The following is a 7,595-nucleotide window of genomic DNA, read 5'->3' on the forward strand; positions in this document are numbered from 1 at the left end:
AACCCGGGGGGGGGCCGGGTGGGCGGGGTTGGGGGGGGGCACCCAAAATTTTTGGGGGGCGCCCCCCACCGCCATCGCGAGCAAGCTCGCTCCTACAAGGGACAGGTGTTTACGCCTTTAAGGACACGTTCATGACCCAGGCAGACTTCATCATCATCGGCGGCGGTATTGCCGGGGCTTCCACCGGTTTCTGGCTGTCGCCCCACGGCCGGGTCATCGTGCTCGAGCGCGAATCCCACCCGGCCTACCATTCCACCGGGCGTTCCGCGGCGCTGTACACCGCCGCGTATGGCACCCCGCAAGTACGCGCGCTGACCCAGGCCAGCCGGGAATTCTTCGATGCCCCGCCAGCGGGCTTCTGCGAACACCCGCTGCTCACCCCTCGAGGCGAGATGACCGTGGACTTCACCGGCGACCCGGATGAGCTGCGCAATCAATACCTCAGTGCCAAGGCCACCGTGCCGCAGATGCAGTTGCTCAGCGCCAACGAGGCCCTGGCACGCCTGCCGATCCTGCGCCGGGACAAGGTCTTTGGCGCAATCTACGACCCGACCGCCACCGACATCGACACCGATGCCCTGCACCAGGGTTATCTGCGGGGCATCCGCCGCAATCAGGGACAGCTGCACACCGATTGCGAAGTGCTGGGCCTGAGCCGTGATCCCCAGGGGCTGTGGCACGTGCAGACCGCCGGCCAGACGTTCAGCGCGCCGATCATCATCAATGCCGCCGGCGCCTGGGCCGACCATCTCGGTGCAATGGCCGGCGCCCAGCCGCTGGGGCTGATTCCCAAGCGGCGCGCGGCGTTTATCTTCGAAGGCCCCAAGGACCTTGATTGCCACGCCTGGCCGATGCTGGTGAGCCTCGACGAATCCTTCTACATGAAACCCGATGCCGGGATGTTCCTCGGCTCGCCGGCCAACGCCGACCCGGTAGAGCCCCATGACGTGCAGCCGGAAGAACTGGACATCGCCATGGGCATCTACCAGATCGAAGAGGCCACCACCCTGACCATCCGCCGCCCGACCCGTACTTGGGCCGGCCTGCGCAGCTTTGTCAGCGATGGCGACCTGGTCAGCGGCTTCGACCCGCAAGTACCCGGGCTGTTCTGGGTTGCCGCCCAGGGCGGCTACGGTATCCAGACTTCGCCCGCCATGGGCCAGGCCAGCGCGGCGCTGGTCCGCGGAGAGGCGCTGCCGCCGGCACTGCAACACTTTGGCCTCAGCGCCAGCATGCTCTCCCCTTCGCGCCTGGGTTGAGCCGGCGCCGGGGTGACGTTCGAACCCGATTGCGGCAAACTTCCAGCGCCCCGGCTCACGGGGCGCCGATTGCCTGGAGCAGCACCGATGACCCCACCTCTACAAGACCCTGCACTGGATAACTTCCGGGCAATCGCCGACGCCATTGCCACGCTGTTTTTCCCCCACGCCGAGGTGGTGCTGCACGACCTGCGCACACAGAAAATCGACTACATCGCCAACAACCTGTCCAAGCGTGAAATCGGCGGCGATGCGGCGCTCGAAGACATGCTCAGCGAGGACATCAGCGAACGCAACATCGGCCCCTACGAGAAGCTCAATTGGGATGGCCAGAAAATCCGCAGCCTGAGCAGTGTCCTGCGCGACAGCAACGGCCACCCGATGGCCGTGCTGTGCATCAACCTGAACATTTCGCTGTTCGAGAACGCCAAGGCAGCGCTGGACCTGTTCCTGTCACCGAGCAAACTGATCCCACAGCCGGATTCACTGTTTCGCGATGACTGGCAGGAGCGCATCAACACCTTCCTGCACAACTGGCTGCGGGAACGACAACTGGGCCTGAGCGTGTTGACCCGCGAGCACAAGCGCGAACTGGTGCTGGCCCTGCATGCCGAAGGCGCCTTCAAGGGCAAAAGCGCCTCCAACTATGTGGCCAATGTGCTGAACATGGGACGGGCGACGGTGTACAAGCACCTGAAGGAATTGAAGGCCGTGCACGGCTGAACCGCGGACAGGCACTGGCGGCTTGCCAGCGAAGCACGCGAGGATGCCGTGTTGAATCAGGCTTGGCGCGTCATCGTTGACGACCATCGCGAGCAAGCTCGCTCCTACAAACACCCCCGCATGCACCGATCAAACCTGTGGGAGCGAGCCGGGCGGCGCTCCGCTTGCTCGCGATAGCAGTTAATCAATCGCCGTAGATGTCCGACTTGAAGTACTTCTGGGAAATCTGCTGGTATTCGCCATTGGCGCGAATGCCGTCGATGGCCTTGTTCAACTCGGCGACCAGTTCGCTGTTGCCCTTGCGCACCGCAATCCCGGCGCCCTCACCGACGTATTTCGGATCCTTGAGTTCTGGCCCGACGAACGCATAACCCTTGCCACGCGGCATCGACAGGAAATCGCTCAACGGAATGGTGTCGGCGAAAATACCGTCCAGACGACCGGCGGCCAGGTCCATGTAGATTTCTTCGTTGTTGCTGTAGCGCTTGACCAGCACGCCCTTGGGCTCCAGCACTTCAGTGGCAAAACGATCAGTGGTGGTGGCGCGCTGAACCCCCAGGGTCTTGCCCTTGAGGCTGGCGTACTGGTCATCCACCACGGCACCGTCCTTCATCACAAACCGCGACGAGGTGAAGTAGTACTTGTGGCTGAAATCCACCGACTTCTTGCGGTCTTCGTTGATGGTCATGGACGACAGGGCCGCGTCGATTTTCTTCACCTTGAGGGAAGGAATCAGCCCATCGAATTCACCCTCGACCCACTCGCACTTGACCTTCATCTGCGCGCACAGCGCATTGCCAATTTCATAGTCAAAACCGGTGATCGTGCCTTCGGAGGTTTTCGAGGCGAACGGCGGGTATGCCGCTTCAATGCCCAGGCGCAGGGTTTTCTCAGCCGCGAACAACGGGCTGCACGCCAACAGACTGAGGGCCAGACCACTGATGAGGGGAAGCTTCTTCATGTTGATTTTCTCGCGAGTTGTTGTTGGTTTGGCAAGAGGAAGAGAAGCAATTGCACGCTCAAGGCTTGAAGCCTCAAGCGGTTTTTTATACTTATAATTCCATACTGGACTTTTATGTATTAGTCGTCAATCAGGCGTACAGAGGTATCTCGGCCATTGGTCGAGTGGGGGATATCAAGCGTTGGAGGTTACGGTTTCCAGCGATCCGCCGCCGCGTGATCGCTGTCACGCCCGTCCACCCAGCGCGGGCCGTCACTGGTCAGTTCTTTTTTCCAGAACGGCGCGCGGGTCTTCAGGTAGTCCATGACAAAGGCGCAGGCGTCGAACGCCGCCTGGCGGTGGGCGCTGGCGGCGCCGACAAACACGATCGGCTCGCCCGGCTGCAATGCTCCGATGCGGTGCAGCACTTCTAGCTTGAGCAACGGCCAACGCTGCTCGGCCTCCTCGGCAATCTGGCCCAGCGCCTTCTGCGTCATGCCCGGGTAGTGTTCCAGGAACATCCCGGCCACATCGAGGCCGTCGTTGAAGTCACGCACGTAGCCGACAAAACTCACCACCGCGCCCACGCCGACATTGGCGGCATGCATCGCGTTGACTTCAGCGCCCGGATCGAAGGGCGACGCCTGCACGCGAATCGCCATGACTCAGCCTCCGGTCACAGTGGGAAAAAATGCCAGCTCATCGCCATCGCCGACCGGTTCATCCAGTTGGCATAGCTCTTCGTTACGCGCACACATCAGGTTCTGCTCGCTCAGCACCTCGGCGCCGTCACGTTGCGCCAGCAGCGCCCGGACATCGTCGACCGTGGCGAAATCGCCCTCTACCTGCACCGAATCCACGCCCAGGGCTTCGCGGTAACGGGCAAAAAACTTCACGGTGAGGTTCATTGCCCGGCCACCTGATAGTGCCCGCTCTTGCCGCCCAGTTTCTCCAGCAGGCGCACACTCTCGATGACCATGCCCCGGTCCACGGCCTTGCACATGTCATAGATGGTCAGCGCCGCGATGCTGGCGGCGGTCAGGGCTTCCATTTCCACCCCGGTCTGCCCGGCCAACTTGCAACGCGCGGTGATGCGCACGGCATCGACCCCTTCGGCACTGAGCTCGACCTTGACCCCGGTCAGCATCAGCGGATGGCACAGCGGGATCAGGTCGGAGGTTTTTTTCGCTGCCTGGATTCCGGCAATACGGGCCACGGCGAACACATCGCCCTTGGGATGGCCGCCGCTGACAATCATTTGCAGGGTTTCGGGAAGCATGCGCACCAGCGCTTCGGCCGTGGCCTCACGGGACGTCACGGCTTTTTCGGTGACGTCGACCATATTGGCGCGACCTTGGGAATCGAGATGAGTCAGCACGGGGTTACTCCTGATCAGGAGCGCCAATTGTAAACCCGCGGGTCAATTTTCCGCACGCTTGAATATCAGGGACGCGGCGGGCCATAAAAAACGGGCGGCTGTTGGGCCGCCCGTGTTTGCCGAGGATGTTACAGATGGGATTCGGCGTATTCGGCCAGAATCGAACGTGGCACCCCTTGCAGGGTGATGTGCACACCGTTGGGGAAGTCCTTGAAGCGTTCGGTCAGGTACGTCAGCCCGGAGCTGGTCGCGGACAGGTAAGGGGTATCGATCTGCGCCAGGTTACCCAGGCACACCACTTTGGAACCGGCACCAGCACGGGTGATGATGGTTTTCATCTGGTGCGGCGTGAGGTTCTGGCATTCGTCGATCAGGATCAGGCTCTGCTGGAAGCTGCGACCACGGATGTAGTTGAGGGATTTGAACTGCAAAGGCACTTTGCTGAGGATGTAGTCGACGCTGCCATGGGTGCTTTCGTCATCCATGTGCAAGGCTTCGAGGTTATCGGTGATGGCGCCAAGCCAAGGCTCCATTTTTTCCGCTTCGGTACCCGGCAGGAAGCCGATCTCCTGGTCCAGCCCCTGCACGCTGCGGGTGGCGATAATGCGCCGGTAGCGCTTGCTGACCATGGTCTGCTCGATAGCCGCGGCCAGGGCCAGGATGGTTTTACCGGAACCGGCAGCGCCCGACAGGTTGACCAGGTGGATGTCCGGGTCCAGCAAGGCGTACAGCGCCAGGCTCTGGTAGATGTCGCGAGGTTTCAGACCCCAGGCTTCCTGGTGCAACAGGGGTTCCTGATGCAGGTCGAGGATCAGCAGCTTGTCGACCTGGATTTCCTTGATCCAGCCGACAAATCCCTGCTCGTCGATGATGAATTCGTTGATGTGCACCGCCGGCAGGTTGTCGATCAACTGCACCTGGTGCCAGGTGCGGCCGTGGTCCTGACGGGTTTCGACCTTGCTCACGCGGTCCCAGAAGGAGCCGGTCATGTTGTGATAACCGTTGGGCAGCAACGACACGTCATCAACCAGTTGGTCGGTGCTGTAGTCCTCTGCCGCGATCCCGCAGGCCCGGGCCTTGAGGCGCATGTTGATGTCTTTGGTGACCAGCACCACCGGCAACTCCGGTTCGCGCGCGTGCAGGTCGATCAACTGGTTGATGATGATGTTGTCGTTCAGGTGCTCGGGCAGGACGATGTTCGGTTCGGTACGCTTGCTCATCAGAATCGACAGCAGCCCCTTGGGCCCGCTTTTTCCACGCTGGATCGGCACGCCCAGTTCAACGTCTTCAGGGGATGCGTCGCCCAGGGTCTTGTCGATCAGGCGAATGGCCTGGCGGCATTCGGCGGCAACGCTGTGATGGCCACTCTTGAGCTTGTCCAGCTCTTCAAGGACGGTCATCGGGATGGCAACGTGGTGCTCTTCAAAGTTCAGCAGCGCGTTGGGATCGTGGATCAATACGTTGGTATCGAGTACATAAAGGATTGGCTGGTTGGAAGAAGAACTACGTCCGTGATCATCCATACTCGGTCACCTTTGTGGGAGCCAGTCGACGCAATACCGTGACAGTTCTGCGCCTCGAAGTGGCCACCGAGTCCACTTGACGTGCGCCTACGGCACGACTCAAGTGAACTGCACACAAGGGGTCTTGGAAGACGCCACCTGTGTTGCAGGTTTCGGCGGTCTGTCTTCGTAATACTCCAAAACCCATGACAGAAAAAAGCACTTTGATGCTTTTTTGAAGTTTATTTTTTTACCCGATAAATACCGCTTGGCGCATGGCACCGGCACCGTTAAAGTCGGAAGTCCGCCTGCATCGAATTGCCCCTGAAAATCGGCCGAAAGCCAATGATTCCGGGCTTTTACCTTTTCAACGAAATGCCTGCCGACACTCCTCCCAGCCAATCCCGCTTTGCGCCGTTCGCGCCAACAGCCAAGGCAGCGCCGTTTTCACCCCATCCTGCCGGGTGTTGAAATTGATCACCCCATGGCGCCATAGCAGCATCAGGGTCAAGACCCGCTGTGCACTCTGCTCCCCCGTCAGTTGCCGGGTGCTGTCGGCCGGATCGATGTCCCACAGCGCCACCTGCAGCCCCTGGGCCTGGAAAAACCCCGCGGCATCGGCGCGCCGTTGACCATTGGGTGGGCGGAACAGCGGCACGAAGTTTTCCGGCAGCCGCTTCTTCACCAGTTCGATGCTGCGTGTCACCGAGTACTGCCAGTCCTGCCAGTGACTGTGGGAACGGAACTGCCACCCCTGGACCCCGACGCACTGGCCCGCGTAAAGCCTTTGCAACTGGGCGACCGACTGTTGCGCCAGGCGGCCCTGGATATCACTGCCCAAGACAAAGAACAGCCCGGACAGATTGGCCTTGCGCAGATACTCGGTCAGCCAGGCAGTGTGATCCGGCACCCGATTGGCGCCGCTGTCGAAACTCAGGACAAACAGCCGGTCATGCAGGGGCTCGCCATTACGCTCGTAGTCGCCAAACAGCTCGACCTCACTGCTCGTCTGGGGCAGCAACGCGGCCTTGCGCAATTGTTCGTCCAGGTAGCGCTGGTGAAACTCCCGGCTCGGCTCGGCCCAACGGGTATAAAAGGAGTCCGGCCCAAGTTCGAACTTGGCGGCCTGCTGGCGCAATGTCTCGCGGTCCTCGACCAGGAAACAGAAGGAGGCATCCTGGTCGCAGCTTTGCTCGGCGAACCCGTAGTTGGCCAGCAAGCGCACCCACATCCGCTCGCGCAGGGCATTGATCGCCTCGAGATTGATCATGCGCAAGCCCAGGCGCTGCTTCAGGGCCGGCTCGTCGAGCCCTTCACTGTCGAGCAGAGCCCGAGAGAACGCGAGGATCTCCGCCCGTGAGGCGACATCGAACAGGGTCGGGCTGGTCAGTTGCTCTGGCCAGGTGCTGCGATCGAGGGTGGCCGGTTCGTTGGGCGCGGCAAGCACGCCCGCACTGAACAGCCAGGCGCCAAACAGTAAAGCGATACGCAAAGGGACGTCTCCGTTGCAAAACCCCGCGGCACTATAGCCCATCCGCACCTTGCCTCCCCTCCTTCTGTGGGAGCAAGGCTTGCCCGCGATTGGCATAGGTATCGACACAACGTTGTAGCGGCCTGTGGCGAGGGAGCTTGTTTGCGTGGCGGCCGCTGGGGTGCTGGATTGGGCCCAGTACATATCCATTTTTTCGGTAACGGCCTCCTATGGTTCCGCTTTTACAGCGGCTCACTTTTGGAGGAGCCCAAAAGTAAGCAAAAGGCTCTTGCCCCACCACTTGGCACCTCGCTTGGGCTCG

The 7,595-nt window shown here is 61.1% G+C and carries 8 protein-coding genes; 2 read left to right on the top strand and 6 right to left on the bottom strand.

The features are described from left to right. The first annotated feature begins 131 nt into the window (after nt 1–131). On the top strand, nt 132–1,259 hold the full coding sequence (locus ACIOVD_RS25670; RefSeq protein ID WP_401130941.1) for an NAD(P)/FAD-dependent oxidoreductase: 1,128 nt from the start codon (nt 132–134) through the stop codon (nt 1,257–1,259). Between the two features lie 87 nt (nt 1,260–1,346). Beyond that, nucleotides 1,347–1,982, top strand: coding sequence for a transcriptional regulator (locus ACIOVD_RS25675; RefSeq protein ID WP_095171231.1), 636 nt, complete (start codon nt 1,347–1,349; stop codon nt 1,980–1,982). 184 nt (nt 1,983–2,166) lie between these two features. On the opposite strand, the gene ACIOVD_RS25680 is transcribed toward ACIOVD_RS25675, so the two are convergent. The 6 genes from ACIOVD_RS25680 to ACIOVD_RS25705 all read right to left on the bottom strand — a co-directional run bounded on the left by ACIOVD_RS25680 (nt 2,167) and on the right by ACIOVD_RS25705 (nt 7,294). Beyond that, complete coding sequence (locus ACIOVD_RS25680) at nt 2,167–2,943, bottom strand: ABC transporter substrate-binding protein (protein WP_159993904.1); 777 nt, start codon at nt 2,941–2,943, stop codon at nt 2,167–2,169. A gap of 188 nt (nt 2,944–3,131) precedes the next feature. Beyond that, entirely contained in the window at nt 3,132–3,584 is a 453-nt protein-coding gene (moaE, locus tag ACIOVD_RS25685) for a molybdopterin synthase catalytic subunit MoaE (RefSeq protein WP_401130944.1), read from the bottom strand. A 3-nt stretch (nt 3,585–3,587) separates the two neighbouring features. Then, nucleotides 3,588–3,830 (bottom strand): MoaD/ThiS family protein, encoded by a 243-nt coding sequence (locus tag ACIOVD_RS25690; RefSeq protein ID WP_095171236.1) that lies wholly within the window; start codon nt 3,828–3,830, stop codon nt 3,588–3,590. Continuing rightward, nucleotides 3,827–4,300 (bottom strand): cyclic pyranopterin monophosphate synthase MoaC, encoded by a 474-nt coding sequence (gene moaC, locus ACIOVD_RS25695; RefSeq protein ID WP_095171238.1) that lies wholly within the window; start codon nt 4,298–4,300, stop codon nt 3,827–3,829. The genes ACIOVD_RS25690 and moaC overlap by 4 nt, the downstream gene beginning before the upstream one ends. A gap of 128 nt (nt 4,301–4,428) precedes the next feature. Next, complete coding sequence (locus ACIOVD_RS25700) at nt 4,429–5,823, bottom strand: PhoH family protein (RefSeq protein WP_095171240.1); 1,395 nt, start codon at nt 5,821–5,823, stop codon at nt 4,429–4,431. A 346-nt stretch (nt 5,824–6,169) separates the two neighbouring features. Then, a complete protein-coding gene (locus ACIOVD_RS25705) occupies nt 6,170–7,294 on the bottom strand; it encodes a polysaccharide deacetylase family protein (RefSeq protein ID WP_401130947.1) in 1,125 nt (374 codons plus the stop codon). Between the last annotated feature and the right edge of the window lie 301 nt (nt 7,295–7,595).

This window comes from Pseudomonas sp. NPDC087626 (assembly GCF_044743405.1).
In the GTDB taxonomy this organism is placed as follows: Bacteria; Pseudomonadota; Gammaproteobacteria; order Pseudomonadales; family Pseudomonadaceae; genus Aquipseudomonas.